General features: G+C 50.0%; 10 protein-coding genes. All 10 read left to right on the forward strand.

The window, feature by feature from the left end; genetic code table 11:
• On the forward strand, positions 1-2,714 hold a 2,714-nt coding region (locus GXO76_02500; GenBank protein ID NOY76722.1), incomplete at its 5' end, for a glutamate synthase.
• A gap of 216 nt (positions 2,715-2,930) precedes the next feature.
• Complete coding sequence (locus GXO76_02505) at positions 2,931-4,214, forward strand: alpha-glucosidase/alpha-galactosidase (protein NOY76723.1); 1,284 nt, start codon at positions 2,931-2,933, stop codon at positions 4,212-4,214.
• Between the two features lie 428 nt (positions 4,215-4,642).
• Positions 4,643-5,698 carry a LacI family transcriptional regulator gene (locus tag GXO76_02510; protein NOY76724.1) on the forward strand — a complete coding sequence of 352 codons (1,056 nt, stop codon included), beginning with the start codon at positions 4,643-4,645 and terminating at the stop codon, positions 5,696-5,698.
• 132 nt (positions 5,699-5,830) lie between these two features.
• On the forward strand, positions 5,831-9,754 hold the full coding sequence (gene porU, locus GXO76_02515; protein NOY76725.1) for a type IX secretion system sortase PorU: 3,924 nt from the start codon (positions 5,831-5,833) through the stop codon (positions 9,752-9,754).
• Positions 9,755-9,774: 20 nt separating this feature from the next.
• Positions 9,775-12,855, forward strand: a complete 3,081-nt coding sequence (locus GXO76_02520; GenBank protein ID NOY76726.1) for a TonB-dependent receptor — start codon at positions 9,775-9,777, stop codon at positions 12,853-12,855.
• A 100-nt stretch (positions 12,856-12,955) separates the two neighbouring features.
• The gene (locus GXO76_02525; protein NOY76727.1) at positions 12,956-13,951 is read left to right on the forward strand and encodes a PorV/PorQ family protein; all 996 of its coding nucleotides are present in this window, start codon (positions 12,956-12,958) and stop codon (positions 13,949-13,951) included.
• Between the two features lie 38 nt (positions 13,952-13,989).
• Positions 13,990-16,140, forward strand: coding sequence for a T9SS type A sorting domain-containing protein (locus GXO76_02530; GenBank protein ID NOY76728.1), 2,151 nt, complete (start codon positions 13,990-13,992; stop codon positions 16,138-16,140).
• A gap of 115 nt (positions 16,141-16,255) precedes the next feature.
• Positions 16,256-18,400, forward strand: coding sequence for a T9SS type A sorting domain-containing protein (locus GXO76_02535; GenBank protein NOY76729.1), 2,145 nt, complete (start codon positions 16,256-16,258; stop codon positions 18,398-18,400).
• 115 nt (positions 18,401-18,515) lie between these two features.
• Complete coding sequence (locus GXO76_02540) at positions 18,516-19,718, forward strand: T9SS type A sorting domain-containing protein (protein ID NOY76730.1); 1,203 nt, start codon at positions 18,516-18,518, stop codon at positions 19,716-19,718.
• Positions 19,719-20,213: 495 nt separating this feature from the next.
• Positions 20,214-21,048, forward strand: an 835-nt coding sequence (locus GXO76_02545) for a hypothetical protein (protein ID NOY76731.1), incomplete at its 3' end; no start/stop codon positions are given.

Here is a 21,048-nt window from a genome sequence, read left to right on the forward strand (position 1 = left end):
AGGCGGCTGCTCTCGAAGCCGCTTCCGAACACCCGTCATCCATTATTATTTTAAATGATCGTGAGTTTTTGCGCGCTCCCAATCAACACCTGCTGGATCCCTTTGTCGCCGTGGCTGCACTGGATCATGTCCTGCAGTCGGAAACACGGGCCGGAGTGAGCCTTCGGCGTCGCGTCAGTATTGTTCTTCACTCCTCACAGCTCCGAAACATTCACGATGTCATGATTGCACTGGGGCTGGGTGCCGATGCGGTCTCTCCTTATTTGGCCGTTCAAAAAATTCTGGAGCGTTTCCAGAACAATCCCGCAGGTGCCTTAAAGAATTTCATTCAGGCCCTAAAAAGCGGAATGGAAGAAGTGTTGTCCACGCTTGGAATTTACAACATCAACGGCTACGAGCGCCTCTTTTCAGCGATCGGGCTTTCTGACGAATTGGCCGGTCTTCTGGGCGTTCAGAATTTTTGCGGATCGGAAACGGCCGGGTTTGGTCTTGAAGAATTGGAAGCCACCAATCGGGAACGGCAAAAAATCCTTCACATGAAGAAAAAACGGGTGCGCCCGGAGACACATTTTTATTCCCGCCTGACACAGAAAATTCACCGGGTATCCCGGGGGGAAGACTCCTTTGTCTCTTACGCAAAATTTCTGAACCAGCTTGAAAACGAGCGGCCCGTTTCCTTGAGGCATGTGTTGCGTTTTAAGGCCACGCCGCGTCCGATTTCCGTGGATCAGGTGGACATTTCGATTCACGATTATGAGGCTCCCATTTACTTTGCGGCAATGAGCTACGGCTCGTTGAGCGAAAGCATGTTTCGGGCGGTGGCGGAGTCCGCTTTTCAATTAAAAATTGTGGCCATGAATGGCGAAGGAGGCGAGCTGCCGGACATCCTGGGGCACTACCGTCACTACAGGGGCCAGCAGGTGGCCAGCGGACGCTTTGGCGTAAATGCCCGGATGCTGAATTCTGTCGACACGATCGAAATCAAAGTGGGACAGGGCGCAAAACCGGGCGAGGGCGGGATGCTGCCAGCGCGCAAGGTGACATCCGATATTGCACGGGCGCGGTACACACCGGCCGGAATCGACCTTATTTCCCCCAGTAACAATCACGATGTCTATTCTATCGAGGATTTGGCTCAGTTGGTGGAAGAATTAAAAACCATTAATCCGCATGCCAGAATCTCCGTCAAGATTCCGGCTATTCCGGGAATCGGAACCATTGCCTCCGGCATCGCCAAATCCGGTGCAGATATTATCGACATCAGCGGCTACGACGGGGGGACGGGTGCCGCCCGGCAGCACGCCCTCAAATATGTGGGATTTCCGATTGAAATTGCCGTCAAAGAGGCTCACGAAAGCCTGATCCGAAACCAGTTAAGACAGCGCGTGGAAATCTGGGCCGACGGCGGAATGAAATCGGCGGCGGACGTTCTCAAACTCATCCTGTTGGGTGCCAATCGGGTAGGCTTCGGGACACTCCTCCTGTTGGCTGCCGGGTGTCTGCGCTGCCACAGCTGCCACACGGGAACCTGCGAGGTCGGCATTACATCGCACTTTAAATCGGAGCAAGAAGCGATTGCCAGCGGATTAAAACGGTTCACTTTTTTGAAGACCGAGCAGGCCGTCCGCCAAATCACGACGCTCTTCAGCGCCCTTATCGATGAATTGCGGAAGGCAACCGGGCAAATTGGGATTTTCAAGATTCAGGATGCCGTGGGCCGGTGTGACCTGTTGGAACAAGTGCCGGATCGCCATTCGTTTGATCTCAGCCGCCTGCTGCAAAAGGATTATTCGGAAGAGTGGCGCACATTGGATCTGACCAGGAATGGGAAGAGTACGCTCATCCGCCGCCCCCGCACGTCGTTGACCCGCATTATCAGTACATCTGTGTGCCGGGCCTTTGACCAGGGCGACCGAAATGTGGTTTACCTGGACGACGAGGTAAGCAGTATGGATCGGGCCATCGGCACGTACCTGTCGGGAAAGATCCAGCGAATGCCTGCCAGAATCTACCCCGAAACGCACCACACCCTGATTCAGTTGGTGAACGCCACCGTGCCCGGGAACGGTCTGGGGAGCTTTAATGCGGATTCCATCGAAATTCACATCGCGGGCGGCGCACAGGATGGGACGGCCAAATGCGCGGCGGGCGGGAAAATTGTAATATTAAAAGGAAAAAATCACGACGGTAAACTGATCGACGGTTCTGTTGGAAAATATTTTGCCTACGGTGCCCAGCGGGGTGTCTTCATTGTGCAGGGCGATGCCGATGTGCGAGCGGGCATTCGCCTGTCCGGCGCCGACGTTATTATTGGGGGCCGATTAAAATCCCCCCTGAAAGATCATTTGGGAAACTGGGCCACACGGGCTAACATCAAGGGGTTCGCATTCGAGTACATGACATCCGGTCGGGGCCTGGTTCTGGGTGATCCGGGACCGTGGCTGTGCAGCGGTATGAAAGGGGGCGTGGTGTATTTCCGGCTCTATCCCAAAATGGGTCTGACCTGCGAGGCGCTCACGCGCCGCCTGGCCAGTCCTGCAGAGGTTCATATCCGGCCTGTGGATGAAACGGATGCACAAAACTTACATGACTTGCTCAGTATTTATCACAAGGCCCTTATCGAGGGAAATCTTTTTGGTGAGGCCCGGCACATCAAATCCTTAATGAACAATTGGAAAAAGAGCTTTGCAAAAGCCGAACCGATCCAACAGTAATCGTCGTGACGGGGTTGATTTTGGAGTTGGCTCCTATACCGCGCAGTTTCAGTCGGGCGGCTGGCAGGTGCCGGTTTATCTTCCTCTTCTTTCGATTGTTTAAATTTTTCTTGTTTTTTTGGATTAGTTTTTTTATTTTCTTGTCCTAATTAACGAAAACGTTTGTTCTGCAAAACGAATCACAGATTATTCAGGCCTAAATTAGGAGAATGACACATGAAGCCGGTAAAAATTGTGTATATCGGTGCCGGAAGTCTGGCGTTTGGCCCCAAACTGGTGAGCGACGCTGTTTTAACTCCTGAAATCAAGGGTGCCCGCCTGGTTTTGATGGACGTCGACCAAACCAATCTGGATAAAATCTACCGGCTGGGAGAAAAAATGAATGCGGCCAATGGCGCGCCGCTCCATCTGGAAAAAACGACCAATCGGCAGGAAGCCCTGAAAGACGCCGATTTTGTCATCATTTCCATTGCCATGGAACGGTTTGAGCATTGGAAACAGGACATTGAAATTCCCCGAAAATACGGGATTTACCAGGCCAAGGCGGAAACAGGCGGACCGGGCGGGATTTCCCTCATCCTGCGAAACATGCCGGTACTGATCGACATTGCCCGGGATGTGGAGCGTTTGGCCCCTCATGCCTGGGTGCTCAATTACACCAATCCCGTAAACGCCATGATGTACGGCATCAATAAATACACGGCAATTCATTGGATCGGCCTCTGTGACGGCATGTTTGGCCGCGTGCGGGATTTTGCCAGATTATTTGAAACGGATTATGAAAATATTGATTTGAAAGTGGCCGGCATTAACCACTGTGTTTGGCACCAGGATGCCCGCCGCAAGGATACCGGTGAAGACCTGCTGGCGCAGCTTCCGCAGAAGTTGAAAGAGAATCCCGATTACCAGCCCCTCAGTCAGTATTTGATGAAGGTGTTCGGCCTTTTCCCCGGTCCGGGTGATCATGAAATCGGGGAATTTTTCCCCTTTGGCATGGAATTTCTGGATGCACCCGGCTTCGATTACACCATCCGAATAAAACACAAAAAAGAGGCCATCGCCCGTATTGAAGACGTGCTGGCCGGCCGCCGTGATCTGGAAGATTGGGGCCACAAACGTTCTGAAGAAATTGCTCTGGATTTTATAGCGGACATTTTACTGAACCGCGGAAAACGACGGCTGAGTGGGATTGTGGAAAATCAAGGCAATATCTCCAATCTGCCCTACGATGCCATCGTGGAAGTTCCCATTATGATTGACGCCGGCGGCGTGCACCCGCTGAAAATGCACCCATTACCGGAGGCCCTGGCCAAGTACTTGACCCTTCTTCTCCAGGTACAAAAGCTGGCCGTTGAAGCGGCCATGACCGGTTCGCGGGAGCTGGCGCTGCAAGCCCTGCTTCTTGAACCTTCGGTTACCAGTGCCAAAGCTGCGGGCAGCATGCTGGATGAATTTCTCGAGGTACATCGGGACGTGTTACCGGAATATTGGTACAAATAGGTTTCGGAAACACTTCTAACCCTAAGTGATACCAAATTCGTAATGCCGGAAATGGGTGAATTCCGGATGTCGAATGGTCTTTTTGGGCGTTAACCATTCAGAAGGCCACTATTTACGAAAACCGGCAAAAACTATACGCAAAGATACCATCGGGTTTTAATCTCCTTCCGTTATCATTTTCGCCTCCGGGCCAAAAATTTATCCAAAAAATATTTTTTTCAAAAAAAAGTCTTGACAAGAAAACCACGAATGGTTATATTTAGGTAAATCGGTTTAGCACAATCGTTATATGTTAACCGATTTATTCTCCTATTCCTTCGGAGCAGAAGTTATACAAAACCTTTCTTATTCATTATTCGGAATTCTGTACGGATAATTTCAGGTTCAAACACAACAGCTCAATCAAAATAATAAATGACCTTCTCGTTATGAAAAAGATCAGCATCAGTGATGTTGCAAAACAGGCGGGCGTTTCAAAGGCTACGGTTTCGCTTGTTTTGAATAACAAAGAAAGTGGAATTCGAATCAGTGAAAAAACCCGTCTTAAGGTTTTGCAAGCTGCCAAAGATTTGAATTATCACCCGAATTATGGTGCCCGATTGCTCTCGACGGGGCGATCCTGTGTCATTGGGGTTCTTACCGTCAATGAGAATATGTTATTTGTCAGCGATTACGACGGGCGTATCATGAGAGGTATCTCTGCAGTGGCCCACGAATCCGGGTACAATATTATGATTTTGGACGAAGGCATCATTAATAAAAAAACACCGTTGGGTGGAAATTTGATTTATGGCCGTTTTTTGGATGGCATCCTAATTATCGGTCCGGATTTTAAGAGTAAAAATCTCATTAAGACCATCCATGAAATCCACCAAAATAATATCCCCTTTGTCTATGTCTGGAGAAAAAGCGCAGATAGGGATGCACCTGTCGTTTTGCTTGATAATATTCAGGCTGCTCAGATGGGGGTCGAATATCTGATCTCTCTGGGGCACAGGCGAATTGGTTACGTTTCTCTCGGAAAGGATTCATTGTCCGGATGGGAGCGATTGGAGGGATACAAAAGGGCCCTTGAAAAGCATGGCCTTCGTTACGATGAAACGTTGGTTCGGGATGATATTAAAATCTCAGACGGGGCAAGTCTGGTGAACGAGAAAAATTTGGACAAATTGCTGAATCTTTCAAATCCTCCCACGGCATTATTTGTCGCGTTTGATCCCCTGGCAATTGCTATTCTGAATTCTCTTCACAAAAGAGGGATTTCTGTTCCAGACGACATCTCAATCCTCGGATTTGGTAACACAACGATGACCTCCTTCTCCAGCCCCCAGTTGACAACAATCAACGAACCTTTGGAGGAAATTGGAAAACACTCAGCAAAACTCTTGCTTAACCAAATCGTTCAGAAAAATTCGGGTGACAACCATAAACGGATTGTCGTGCAAACGAAATTGATTGAGCGAGACTCATGCCGAACGCTTTAGAATCTGATTCCCGAACGACTGCTCACGTGCGTTGAAGATAGGGATGCCTGTCAGGTGAACAAGGTCACTGTAAAATATGTGAATGCTGTCTGTCATAGACTCTTTATTCCGACCCTGTTATGGGTGGCTTTAATGCTGCTCGTGATAAATGGGTTTCCAAAATCCCATCAAACAAGAGAATTGGAAATCCTCCGGTCTAATAATCAAGGACTGATTGTACGATACAAAATGACAACCTTGACCCAAAATGAAGTGACTGTGCAAAAGGCACGCTTTTTGAGCATGCACCTGCCCAATTCACAACTCTGGGTGTCGCCGCAAAAATCGGTGCTTCCCTGCCAGACCTTTTGGGTGGGTGTTCCCCCTAATTGTGATGTGAATCTTGATATTCAATCCTTCTCGACACAGGCTGTCGACTCCGTTTTTTTCCCAGCGAAATCTATCCCGGTTACGCATCTGAAACGCCAGCTGGATTCTTCTCCTGTCGATCAATTCTTTCCCGCCCGGCTGGCGGTGATCAGTGATTCCGGTTACTTCCGGGGACTCAAAATGGTCCAGATTTCTGTTTTCCCTATTCAGTACAATAAGGCGCGTCACCGCGCCAAACTTCATCCAAGCATTCAGTTCAATCTCCATTTTTTAAAACGCCCGGGAAAAGCCTCAACCGCACTTTTTGATTCAAAAGATGCATTGAAGTCGCTGGAAGGGCGTCTTGTGGTGAACTGGAAGCAGGCCCGGCACTGGAGGGTCTCCCGATTGAAAAAGGCTGACAGGATCGTTTCCGATTCGTTGCGGAGGTGGTACAAAATACCGATTCTGGAAGAAGGACTCTACGCACTGACCTATTCGGATTTGCAATCTTTGGGACTCGATTCCACCGTTCTTTCGGAAGAAAACGTCCATATTTTCTACGGAGGCGGGCGCGAGTTGCCCTGGGACGTATCACAAACAGCCCCTCAGCTTCGGGAGATCGCCACCTATTTCGAAGATACCAACGGGGATGGTTTTCTGGGCAAAAACGATCGGCTCCTCTTTTACGCGCAATCTGTGAATGGATGGACATTTTCTGATATAGACAAACGTTTTCATCATTACGTTCACCCCTACACACGGGAAAATGTGTATTGGCTGGCATTGGGGGGAAGTCACCGAAAACACATGCGGCCTTTTGGACCGTCACTTCCGGATTCTGCGCGTTCGTTTCGTCAAACGGCTCCCGCCTATTTTTTCAGGGAACCCGAACGGCTCAATGCCGAAAAATCGGGCATTCAGTGGATGTGGGACCGTTTCGCGGGAAACGCGACCCGCACGTATCCGTTCTTCCTTACAGGGGTCTCGGAAAAGGATTCCTGCGTGGTACGGGTTCATTTCGTCGGAAAATCCAGCAATCACCATACGGTGCGAATTTATTTAAACGAGCACTTTTTAAAATCAGTGGATATTCCTTACATGCGGCCGGTAACCGTGGAAATGGCAGGAACACGCCTTCTTCAAGACGGGAAAAACACCCTTAAGATTCAGCAAATTTCTCAATTGGGTCGAAAGGATGAAACCTATCTGGACTGGATGGAAATCCGGTACAACCGGCGATTACACGCGGATTCTACGGCACTCATCTTTTATTCCCTTTCTAAAAAGGATGAAAATCGGTTCGAGTTAGCCGGATTCCCCCCGTCTGAAACAAGAATTTTCGAGGTGTCTGATCCCTTTGCTGTTCGCTATTGTTCCCAATTCCGGGCTGACTCGTCCGGGAATCATCTGTATTTTGCGGACTATTTTTCAACCGGGGGCCCTCGGAAATATCTGGTGGTAACCCCGTCTCAAATCAAATCCGTTTCCTCGCTCGAATGGGCTGCAGATCCAACCCGGGAACTTCGAAATCCGGAAAATGCCGCCAACTATCTGATTATCGCACCCCAGAGCCTGATTGCATCCGATTTAATCCGTTTGGCCGCCCATCGATCCGATCCGCGCTTTTGGCCGGATTCCGGCACGCAGCCTGTTGTTAAGATTGTTCCCATTGAGAAAATCTACAACGCCTTTTCCTGGGGACTCGAAGATCCAACGGCCATTCGGAATTTTCTCAAATACGCCTACTTCCACTGGAAAGTGGCTCCTGCTTACGTTTTGCTGGTGGGCGATGCCTGCTACGACATGAAACACAATTCTCCGGCAAGTCCGCCCACACTGGTACCCACCCACGAGGATGGGTTGCGGGCAACAGATGACTGGTTTGCCTGTGTGGATGGCGATCGCATTCCGGATATGATTATGGGACGCTTATCGGTGCGAAATAAGCAGGAATTGCGGGCGGTTGTGGATAAAATAATCACCTACGACACCCAATTGCCTCCTGGCCCCTGGCACAGTCGCGTTTTGTTTGTGGCCGACGACGCGAATTCCCCCACATTCAAAGCCGAAGACAGTGCGTTTGGGAGAGACACTGAAAAATTGACTCAAGATTCGGTTGTTTCGGATTTGGCCATTCGAAAAATCTATCTGGATGCCTTTATGCCGGATGCCGCAGGCCACAAACCCCTGGCCAAGAAAGAGCTGATTTCTCAAATCAATCAGGGAATCTCCTATATAAATTTTCTGGGACACGCCAATCTGGAAGTCCTTACCCACGAGACGATTTTCTACACACCCGACGACTTGCCGCTCATTCAGAACGGGCATCGATTTCCCCTTTTGTTTGCCGGAACCTGCGCCGTGGGGCAATTCGATTATGATCGGAAACCCTGTATGGCCGAATATCTAACCAATTTGCAAGACAGAGGGATGATAGCCACCATCGCCTCCACCCGCTGGACCTGGCACGCCTTTAATTACGGGGTCAATCAGGTCTTTTTCAACACCCTGTTCCAACCGCAGAACCGAGATCGCCTGTCCATCGGGGAGGCGCTTCTCCGGGCCAAACTTCATTCGCGGTACGCCGATCAGAGGGAGCTCATTGAATTGTTTGGGGATCCGGCCCAGAGACTGGCACTGCCCCGTCCGGGTGTTGCACTTTCCGTTTCGCCGGACACCCTTTCCTTACACCGGCGCACCTACATCACCGGGATGATCTCAGAAGGGGGGAATACTTACTCTGATTTTCAGGGGAAGGCCTATCTGGAGCTGCGGGAACCGGGGAGACTTCATCGAACCACCGGCTATCAGTACATCTTACCGGGTCGTATCCTGTTCAGCGATACGGTTACCGTTGCGAAAGGCACATTTAAAAATGATTTTTTCATCCCGGCCCTCACCCTTTCGGGCGGCAGTAACGGGCAGGTGTTTTGTTATGCGTGGAATCCAAAAGAGGGGGTAACCGGCCGGCAGGATACGCTGCCAATGAAAAATGACATCCTTCATTCCTATTCTGAGATTGATTCCAGCGGTCCGGCGCTTCGTGTAAAAATCAACGGCCGGGACGTATCTTCCGGAAATGAGCTGATCGTGTTTCCGGATTTTCAGTTTGAATTGGAATTGCAGGACGCCGAAAGCGGTCTTTTGACGACTAAACCGGATGCCTTTCCAATTCAATTGGTGGCACAGGGAGAAAATGAGCATAAACAATGGAATATCACATCCCAAATTACCTGGCAGGATTCCACCACACGATCGGGGCACATTCGATTTCAATGCCGGAATTTGGCGCCGGGCCGGTACACATTTACCGTTTCTGCGTATGACCGGGCGTTAAATTCTACCCAGGTAAGATGGCAGGGAACCGTGGTTTCCCGCCGGTTCCAGCTGTCCCGGGTTTGGGTCTATCCCAATCCGGCTGCAGAAAAAACATTTTTTACGTTCCATCTTTCGGGAGAGGCTGCGGTCGAAATTAAAATATACACGCTTTCGGGCCGTCTGATTCAGACCCTGACGGAAGAGGCGGACCCGGGTTTTAACAAAGTACCCGCTGAGGGATGGGATTGTACCGATCGTGACGGGGATTTTTTGGCGAACGGAGTGTACCTGTACAAAATAACAGCCAAACAGGAATTGTCTGACTTTCAATCCGCCTCTTCCGGGCAGGTGGCCCAGGCAATTGGGCGGATGATTATTTTAAGATAAAGCAGAGAAAGGAAAAGCGAATGAGAAAACATTACGTGTATGGCATACTGGCCTTGCTTTTCGCGCTCCTTGGGATGCCCGGAGGAGCAATCTCAGGGAGTACAGGAAAAATTGTGGGACATGTGATTGATGCCAAAAGCCGAACCCCTTTGCCCGGTGTAAATGTTATGCTTGTGGGAACGCGCATGGGGGCCGCCACAGATGCCAATGGCTATTATTTTATCATTAATGTGCCTCCGGGAAATTACACGGTCAAGGCCTCCATGATTGGGTATCAGGCGGTTGAAAAGACCGGGGTGCTGGTTGAAATTGATCGAACGGTTCGGGTCAATTTCCGATTAAATCCTGCCGTTATTTCGGGGAAACCGGTGGTCGTTACGGCGAAACGGGAAATTGTGCCAATGGATGTCTCGGCCAGCCAGATTACCATCCAGGGCGAAAAAACACAGCTTATGCCGGTTAATACCATTCAGGATGCCATCCGGCTCACGCCCGGCGTTTACATTGATGATCAAACCAATTTTATTACAGTACGCGGAGGAGGAGGTGATCAGGTACTGGTTTTAGTGGACGGGGTTTCAATGACGGACAATCTGTTCAACCGGCCCTTTCTTTCGATAAACCGTTCGGCCATCGAACAGGTTTCTATTCAAACCGGCGGGTTTAATGCCGAATACGGAAACCTGCGCTCCGGTTTGTTCAATATTGTAACCAAAGAGGGCGGCAACCGTTACAACCTGAGTCTGGATTACAAATACCGGTTCCCTTCCCTGAAATATGAGGGACCCAAGCTGTTTACGCCAGCTCACAAGGATTATCTGATGTATGGCAGCGATGTGTCCATGGATTCCAGCAGGCTGAGACAGATGTTCCCCAATCCAGAGGATTATTTCATGGGCTGGGTGGCCTTTTCCGAAAACAAAATGACGGACAGTGATTCTTCAAACGATCTGTCTCCCGTCCAGCGCAGAGACCTGTGGTTGTGGCGGCATCGCGGGTTTCCGCACGGAGACAAACCCGATCACTATCTGGATGGAACCCTGACGGGACCGGTTCCCGGGCGGTCGCTTCCGATTTGGGGTGCCTTTGCACGGCGGAGCACGTTTTTGCTCTCTCATCGTTTTAATAAGGTCATGTATGCTCAACCGGCTGTGCGGAATCATTTTTTTGATCGCAACTCCATTATAAAATTGACAACACACATAACGCCTTCGATGAAACTTACCCTTTCGGGAATGTTCGCCAAGGAATGGGGAATGGCCAAAGCCGATCCCCACTATCCCAATGGGCTGTTCATCTACCATACCGGCATGGGGAAACGCTATGGCGGATGTGAGAATCCCGTGGGAGATTTGACCACAAATATGTTTGATATTAATTTTACGCACACGCTTAGTCCGCGGACGTTCTACGAAGTGCGGTTGTCCCGCATGCAGACGCAGTATCATATTACTCACGGACCGGACCGGGATACGACCAAAATCAAATTCATTCCGGCCGATTGGTACACCGTACAGGGCGATACTCTCCATGTCCCCGGATACTGGGATTCCAAAAGCGGGCATTATGTGGTTCACGACACCACCTTTTATAAAGGCGATTCGGTTTGGTTTCCGGCCTCATCCTATGATGAAACGCCCCACGGCTGGATCATTGGAGGCCAAACCTTTAATGACCAGCCCGGAAAGGTAAATCTGGATAATACCAGTATTGATTTTGATTCCTCCAAAGGTTGGACAACCATCTTTAAGTTCGATTTAACCAGTCAGGTGAACCAATATCATCAGATTAAAACCGGACTTTACATGGATATGAGCCGGCTGGACCGGAGGTACCGTGAACTGACTTTTCAGCGAAAAAAGCGGTTGAGTTTCTCCTCTCCCCCGAGAAAAGCCGCGGTTTATGTACAGGACAGAATAGAAGTCAAGGGCATGATCGCCAACATTGGTTTTCGGGCGGAGTATTTTGACGCTCATGGCAAGGTCTACGAACCGGGAAATCCCTTTTCCCGGGCCTTTGGTCCCGGATTCTGGGATCGGATTGACGGTGACAGCTTGAAATACACACTGAGCAAAAAACACTTTTTCATCAGTCCGCGGCTGGGAATTTCGCACCCCATGACGGCGAACAGCAAGATTTACTTCAACTATGGGCATTTTTATTCTCCCCCGCTTACATTCCATTTGTACGGCTTTTACAATCGAAGCGACTATGAGTCACAGGCCGAATTCATCGGAAACCCCAACTTAAAACCCCCGCGGACAATCGCCTACGAACTGGGATTTGACATGGATGTGCGGCAGATGTTTTTGATCCACACGGACATTTTTTACAAGGATGTAACCAACGAAGAAGGAGCGATCTATTACACCAGTATCGATAAAATCACCAATTACAAAACATGGACCAATAAAAAATACGAGGACATCATCGGCTGGGAACTCCGCATCAATAAGCGGGTTGGACGCTTTTTTACCGGTTGGATTCAAACCCAATTCATGGGACAGCGCTCCGGCGAGGTCGGATATCAGCACCTTTATGAACCGGATGATCCCCTTAATGTGCCAACGTATTCGCGTTTCTCCGTTCCCATCAGCCGGCTGTGGCGCTGGAAACCCAGTTTTCAGGGATATGTTGATCTCCATTCTCCGGAGAATTGGGGGCCGCGTCTGTTGAACCATCGTATTTTTTCAGGATTTCACATCAACACCATTATCCACTGGGCCGCGGGCGATAAATTTACATGGAATCCGGACAACAAGCCCTTTATTCGGGATAATCTGCAATGGAAAAATTATTTCCGGTCGGACATTTACATGAGCAAGAATTTTAAAGTGGGCTCGGTAACGGTCAGTCCCTACCTGGACATGCGAAATCTTTTTGCCCGCAAGATGTTGAATGTCGGCATCCTGCGGGGTCTGGCCGCGAATCCGGGATCGGAAATCTACAAATACTATGCGTCTCTTCGAAAGGGAGACCGTGTCGGAGATTACAAACAATCGTATCTTAAATACCCCCATTCTAAACCGGGAGAACCCCTCTATATTCACCAGGGAGGCCCAAAAGAGGTTTACATGGGGATTCATATTGAACTAAGGTAAACCAAGACAGGATTTCGCAGCACAATTCGCAGGATCGTCATCTTGTGCAAACGTGTATGTTCTTTAAATAATCATTGAATCCTTTAGTCGGAGAGTTCCTATGAGAATCAAAACATATTTCATGACAACGGTCTTCGTCCTCTTGATGATGACGTCACTGGCTTTCGGGCAAAACATCAAAAAAGTGGCACAAAGCTACATGCCGTTTTTGAGTCTTGAAGTAGGCGCCAGAGCCCAGGCCCTTTCCGGTGCCTTTATCGCGGTGCCCGGTGACCCGGACAATATTTTTTACAATCCGTCCGGTCTGGCCTACGTAAGAGGAATCAGCTTTTCCCTGTCCCGAACCAACTGGTTTGCAGGAATTGGCTACGAAGGGGGTTCCCTCGCTATGAATTTCGGGGATTGGGGCACATTCGGATTAAGCGTCATCAATATGGATTATGGAACGTTTCGCCGGACGGAAGTGGATGCCCACGCATGGGAAGGATACATCGAACGCGGCACCTTTTCTGTGAGCGAATGGGCGATCGGGTTGGCGTATGCCAAGCAATTGACCGATCGATTTTCCTTTGGCGCACAGGCCAAATATGCCTACCAGGATCTGGGAACCAGCCGAATCTGGCAGTATTGGGGAACGCAATTTGAGTATTCGGCCAACGTTAAAAATGAAGAAAAAACGATGGCATACGATCTGGGAACCTATTATCATACGGGATTTAAAAGCCTGCAAATCGGAATGTACATTCGGAATTTTGCTAATCGACCCCTCCCCCTGACATTCGGATTCGGAATGGCCATGTATCTGAATGATCTCTTTTTATCCGGGAACTCCCCTCATCGCTTTTTACTGACAACCGACTTTCTTCACCCGAAAGATTATTCGGAGCGATACAATGTGGGATTGGAATATTCGTTCTATAATAAGGCCTTTTTACGATTTGGGTATCGCGGAAATTACGATGAAGAAAAGATGACATTCGGAGCGGGCTATCACCAACAGATCGGGAATATGAGTTTTATACTGGATTACACAGCCATTCCGTTTGGTGTGTTTGGCTGGGTTCATCAGATTAGTTTTGGTATGAATTGGCGGTAAGCAATGACCGCAAAAAGGGAATTTTAAATGGAGAACTCATGATGAATCAAAAAATATACGGTTTATTCCTGATTATTGGATTAAGCATGTTGCTGTTTAATCCAATCAATTCGTACAGCCAAAAACCAACACGGTTTTTGGCCCTCGGGGAATTCTGGCATTACGAGGAGAACGATTTCAGCGGGGGCTGGGAGAGCTCCTGGATTTGGCCCGGAAACCGCTGGCGGGAAAAAGGACCGGGCGAAATCCGTCAGATGGGTGCCAATGCCCGATTGGTGGGGCCGGGATTTGGCGTGAAAGATTGGACGGATCGCCGAAAACGCTTTCATCCGTACTACATCTGTTCCTCCAATGCCGGGGAATACCTGCATACAACCGATGCCTCATCGGAACCGTATGGGACATTTGAAAAGGTGCTGCGCGTGCGTCCGCCGGATGTGTACATAGATGGCAAACTCCAGGGTGAACGGCATCCATACGACCGGATTGATCCGACTTTGCCGGTGGACGGCATCATTCACGGCAAGGTAAACTTCCCCATCGGAATTACCGCGGACATGACCTGGTATTCCAGCGCGGCAAAAAATGCGGATATGTACATGATTCTGGATGTGACTTTGACCAACACCGGTAACACCAACAGCACTCCCCGAATTGAACTCAGGAATCAAACCCTGCATGGTTTATGCTGGGCGTACATGCCGGAACCCATGGTTACCTTTGAAGGCGCCACGCAAAATGCCGCTATCTGGGAAGGAAACAATGACGACTGGGTGGAATATTATGGGGAGAATTATCTGGATTATATTGGCTCGGGCAACCCCCTGCATCCGGCGGGCGATCCCACGGCCGATTCTCTGCGGCTTTGGATCTTGTGGGACGGCGATAACAACCTGCTCCCCGGAGACGATGTGGGTGACCCGGATCGAAATGTCGGGTTTGTCGAGCAAACACCGGGACACGGACGCATTCTTTCACCCCAATATGTGGGCTGGGGCATTTTGCACGCCGACAAAAGTGTGGACGACAAAACCAACGACCTGTCCCAGCCGTTTTCCACGGTCTGGCGGCCCGGAACCGTGCGCTGGGGTGAAAGCGACTACGACAAGCTGTATCAGTTTTTATTCAGTGGCAATCACATGAAAAGCCCCCAGGAAATGGGCTACACCGAACCAAACGACCCCGAACACGTGGCGGCGCCGTATGCCTATTTGGGGGTGGGCCCCTATGAAATGCCGTTTGGAAGCAGTGTTCACATCACCATGCTGGTGGTCATCAATGGTCTCTCCCGGGAAAATTGTGAGAAGGTGGGACTGGAGTGGTACAATGCCCATCATGGCGGAGAAGGCCTTACCGATGAGCAGAAGGATGCCCTGGTGGCGACGGGTCGGGATTCTCTGATGAAGTATTACAGCATGGCCTACCGGCGGTATTTTCGAAACATTGCGGAGGGACGGAATCCCTTTACCGTGCCCAAACCACCACCCGCGCCGGATTTATGGGTGGAGGCTGGAAACAGGTGCGTGAAACTGCATTGGAGCGATGTTTCCCAGGAGCCGGATCCGGATACGGGTGTGAAAGATTTTGCGGGATATCGCGTATACCGGTCGCACAGTACGGGAGAGCCGGGATTCAGCGGGAACGAAGGGCCCTACGATCTGATCTGGGAGTGTGGAGGCAACAGCGGCGTCCCGGTGGACACGCAGTTTGTGGACACCGGCGTGCAGCGTGGGTTTGCGTACTGGTACTACGTGACGGCCTACGACGACGGCTCACAGAACTGGGAGGACGGCAAGCCTTTGGAGTCGGGCAAGTACTGGAACATGATGCAGAAAAATATGCCGGTTCACCCTTACTATAAACCGGAACAAGTAAAGACGTTAGACAAGGTACGGGTGGTACCGAATCCGTACAACTACGCGTCACGTCCCATGAATTTTCCGGACGAAGAGAATAAAATTATGTTTGTGGGGCTTCCGCCGAAATGCACGATTAAGATTTTCACAGTGACGGGGAATCTGGTCAAGACGCTTCACCATACGAACGGGACGGGGGAAGAACCCTGGGATCAGCTCACGGAATACAATCAAATTGTGTACTCAGGCGTGTACATTTATGTGATCGAAAGCGATATCGGAACAACCACGGGTAAATTTGTCATTGTTCGTGAAGGAGAGCAAGTTGAATAACAAACTGTGCCTTAATAAACTGGCAAACCAAAACACCTTGCGGCATGGTATGCGAAGGCAGCTCTAAATCCAAAAAGGATTGTTGATTTAAAAAATCGGAATAGGGTAACAAAATATGAAATGGCGTAACCTGGCATATGTATTTATTGGATGCGTTCTGGCAATTGGCGCTTCGACTCCTGCGTTCGGGCAAAAACCGATACGATTTTTGGCCCTTGGAGAATTCTGGCATTACGAGGAAAATGATTTTAGCGGGGGCTGGGAGACCTCCTGGATCTGGCCGGGAAACCGTTGGCGGGAGCGCATTCCCGGGGAGATAAAATGCATGGGCACCAATGCCCGGCTGGTGGGACCGGGTTTTGGTGTGCGGGACTGGAAAGATCGGCGCAAACGTTTCCATCCCTATTACATTTGCTCCTCAAATGCCGGCGAATACCTGCACACATCGGATGCATCCTCAGAACCCTATGAAATATTTGAAAAGGTGCTGCGCGTGCGTCCCCCGGATGTGTACGTGGATGGCAAGCTTCAGGGGCCGCGCCATCCCTACGATCGAATTGATCCGACTCTGCCGGTGGACGGCATCATTCACGGCAAGGTAAATTTCCCGGTTGGAATTACAGCCGATATGACCTGGTATTCCAGTGCCGCAAAGAACGCCGATATGTACATGATTTTGGATGTGACATTCACCAATACCGGAAACACCAATAGTACCCCTCGAATCGAATTGCGGAACCAGACCCTTCACGGTGTGTGTTGGGCGTACATGCCGGAACCCTGCGTGACCTACGAAGGGGCGAATCAAAATGCAGCCGTCTGGGAAAACAACAACGACGATTGGGTGGAATACTACGGCGAAAATTATCTGGATTACCTCGGGTCGGGTGATCCTTTGCATCCTGCAGGCGATCCCACGGCCGATTCGCTGCGGCTCTGGATCCTGTGGGATGGCGACAACAATCTGCTTCCAGGTGATGACGTGGGTGACCCGGATCGAAATGTGGGGTACGTGGAGCCCACTTCAGGCCACGGCCGGATCCTATCCCCGGCTTACGTGGGCTGGGGCATTTTGCACGCCGACAAAAGTGTGGACGACAAAACCAACGACCTTTCTCAGCCGTTTTCCACGGTCTGGCGGCCGGGAACCGTACGCTGGGGCGAAACGGATTATGATAAACTCTACCAGTTTTTGTTCAGCGGGGACCACATGAAAAGTCCCCAGGAAATGGGCTACACCGAACCGAATGACCCCGAGCATGTGTCGGCACCGTATGCCTATTTGGGAGTGGGCCCCTATGAAATGCCGTTTGGAAGCAGCATTCACATCACCATGCTGGTGGTGATTAATGGTCTTTCCCGGGAGAATTGCAAAAAGGTGGGATTGGCCTGGTACAATGCGCAACACGGCGGAGAGGGGTTAACGGACCAAGAGAAGGACGACTTGGTGGCCACAGGACGGGACTCCCTGATGAAATACTACAGCATGGCCTACCGGCGGTATTTTCGAAACATCGCCGCCGGGCGCAATCCCTTTGCCGTGCCCAAGCCACCGCCAGCTCCGGATTTGTGGGTGGAGGCCGGAAACAAGTGTGTGAAGCTGCATTGGAGTGACGTGTCCAAGGAACCGGATCCGGACACCGGGGTGCGGGATTTTGCGGGCTATCGGGTGTACCGGTCTCACAGCACCAATCTGGCGGGAGAAAGCGGTAATGAAGGGCCTTATGATTTGGTCTGGGAATGCGGCGGGAACACGGGTGTTCCGGTGGATACACAGTTTGTGGACACCGGGGTACAGCGTGGGTTCGCCTACTGGTACTACGTGACGGCCTACGACGACGGCTCGCAGAACTGGGAGGACGGCAAACCGCTGGAATCGGGCAAGTACTGGAACATGATGCAGAAAAACATGCCGGTTCACCCATATTACAAACCGGAAAAAGTCAGTACATTGAACAATGTGCGTGTTGTGCCGAATCCATATAATTACGCCTCTCGTCCGATGAACTACCCGGACGAGGAGAATAAAATTATGTTTGTAGGGCTGCCGCCGAAGTGCACGATTAAGATTTTCACAGTCACGGGGAATCTGGTGAAAACACTGCACCATACAAATGGGACGGGTGAAGAGCCGTGGGATCAGCTCACGGAATACAATCAGATTGTGTATTCAGGGGTGTATGTGTACACCATTGAGAGTGATATAGGTACCACAACCGGAAAATTCGTCATTGTTAGAAATGGAGAGGAGGTGAGGTAAAACAAAGGTGAAATTACTCTATTTTAAAGAAAGGAGGTGATGGTAGAAAGTAATTTTTAGAGGGGGAAATGGCAAAAAATGAAAGAAAGCAAACAAACCTTTAAGGAGGGTTACAATGAAACGATTCGTAATTCTGTTTGCCACACTTGCAATGGCTGTGTTTATGGTTTCCAACAGCTTTGCCGGAAACAAGGCCCTGAAAAAGGCCAACGGCGTTACTGAAATTAAATTGTATACCAACGAGAATCCGCCTCGATTTTGGGGTTATGATTCCGTGGGTACCAATCATGCGGCCAATTATCTGGGACAAAAAAAGGCCTATCCCCATGCCAGCAGTTTAGTGGTTCGGTTTGGTATCAATAACGACATTGTCAACGGCGACACCTGCAATATTTACGTGAGCCACGACGCCGCCATCGGTCCTTATGCTTACTGGCTCCATTTAGTGGGCATGCCCAATCCCAGAAACTGGGTGGATATTTACCGCTCCGATACGGAAGGCTACGATGAATACCTGGACGCCTCGCACACCGAGCGGGTCACGTTCTGGATTAAAGCGGATCCGAAATTAGCGGATACCTATCCGCTGTTTTTTGTCTGGAGAAGCCAGAATGTGAATGGCCACGATGCCTTCAGCGCCATCGCCTGTATCCGCGGTGAAACGATTGTACGGATTGATCCTTATGGTGATTGGAATGTTGTCCGTTTCCGCAAATTCACTGGCGATTGGCAGTTTGTGTCCATTCCGTGGGCCTTTTTCACCATCCCGACAGCCGATTCCGTTCAGGCCATTATTCCTTACAGCTGGGCGGGTGTCCAGACAGACGGAAAATCCTTTGGCCCCGATTTCGATCCCTCCACTATTCGCGTGTACCAGTTGGACAGCAAAATCGGCGGTGAACCCGACAAAGGGAATTTCCCATGGCCGGACAACGGGACACCAGAAGGCACCGGCGATTACGGCATTGATGAAATGATTCTGACATTGAATCCGGGAACGGGTGTAACCGGCGTGAACGGCGAAAAAACCACCGTTCCTCTGACTTACGAGTTGAAAGATGCCTATCCCAACCCGTTCAATCCCAGCACCACCATTGAATACGGTCTGCCGGTAAGCAACAACGTAAAAATTGTGGTGTACAACGCCATGGGACAGAAGGTAAAAACACTGGTTAACAGCTATCAAACCCTCGGCACCTACAAGGTGACCTGGGACGGCACCAACGATTTTGGCGAAACCGTTCCCAGTGGCGTCTATTTCTGCAAGATGACCTCCAGCCACTTCAGCGCTGTGAAAAAACTGATGTTGATGAAATAGGCCGATGTGCGTGAGGTAAAATCGTGAGGGCGCTTCCTCCGGTTCCACCTTTCCGAGGGAGCGCCCGTTTTTTGTGGAATCTTCCCGATAATAACAGGGAATTTGATTTTGGTCTTGAAATTTTAACGAAAAAAATGTATTTTATGAAAACGTTTGCCTAATTTAAAAAATTACACGTGGGTGCGAGAATTTAGAAAAAATAGCGGCGGTTGTTCCATTTGTTTTTATGAATTAAGTAATTCGATTTGTTTTAAGACTGCTTTTGTTACACCAGAACGTGAATTTTTTGATTTGCCACGAGCTTTAGCCCGTGGAAAAGAAACATTTCAATAATAATAAGGGCTTTAGCCCAATGATTTGTCAATCGTTGGGCTAAAGCCCGACAGAAATTGAAATTCAATTGAAACCACGACCTGAAGGTCGTGGCAAGTCAAAAATGCAAAGAAAATCTGAATTTAAAATTGTGCCACAATACAGACAGAATGTTAGGACGAAATGAAACACAAAAATCGGAGTTTAAACGTGGGACTGATTGACACCATTCAAAAAAAGACGAATAATTGGGTAAACCGGATTTCGATTGTAGGCCGTCTTTTAATTGCCGGAGGGCTAATCGGACTTTTATTTTTTTCGAACGGCACAGCGGCCAAAAAGCACGTTCCCGTACCGCACGATTACATCGGGTGCCCCGATTACCAGGCGTACCTCTCGTACGCTCAAACCTTTGCCGACACCTTCCTGCGTGCGGCGGTAGACCACTGGGGTCCGAAAAAAACACCCCTTTTCGTGCAGATGCTTTCGTTGAAGACCCACGACTATCCCAGAAAATCGGACGACCCCCGATGGCAGCAGGGCTACGCCAGCGGAGGCGATTACGTGTACTTTTCCCGCGGCAGCAATCTGGCGCGCGAAACGTACATGTTGCCGGCGCTCATTCAACTGAGCCAAATCACGGGGAATCCGAAATACAAAAAGGCGGCAGTGGACTATCTAAAATTCTATTTTAAACAGTGTCCCAGTCCCACCACACACATTTGGCCCTGGGGGGAACACATGAGCTACAATCTGGTGACGGACCGGATTCACCATTGGCGGGAGGAGCCGGAGATGTCCCCGGCCCCCTGGGAACTGTTCTGGCAAATCGACAGCAGCGCCGTGCGAAAGGAAATCGAAGGGTTTTACAAATACCACACGTACGACAAAGCGAACACCTTTCTGTACGACCGCCACGCCAACTACTACACCGGGCTTTTTGACGACATGAAAGTCCGGGGTGCCTACATCAAACACTCGGGCATCTACTTGTACGGATTCACCTTTCTGTGGACGA

Source organism: Calditrichota bacterium, from assembly GCA_013151735.1.
In the GTDB taxonomy this organism is placed as follows: domain Bacteria; phylum Zhuqueibacterota; class JdFR-76; order JdFR-76; family BMS3Abin05; genus BMS3Abin05.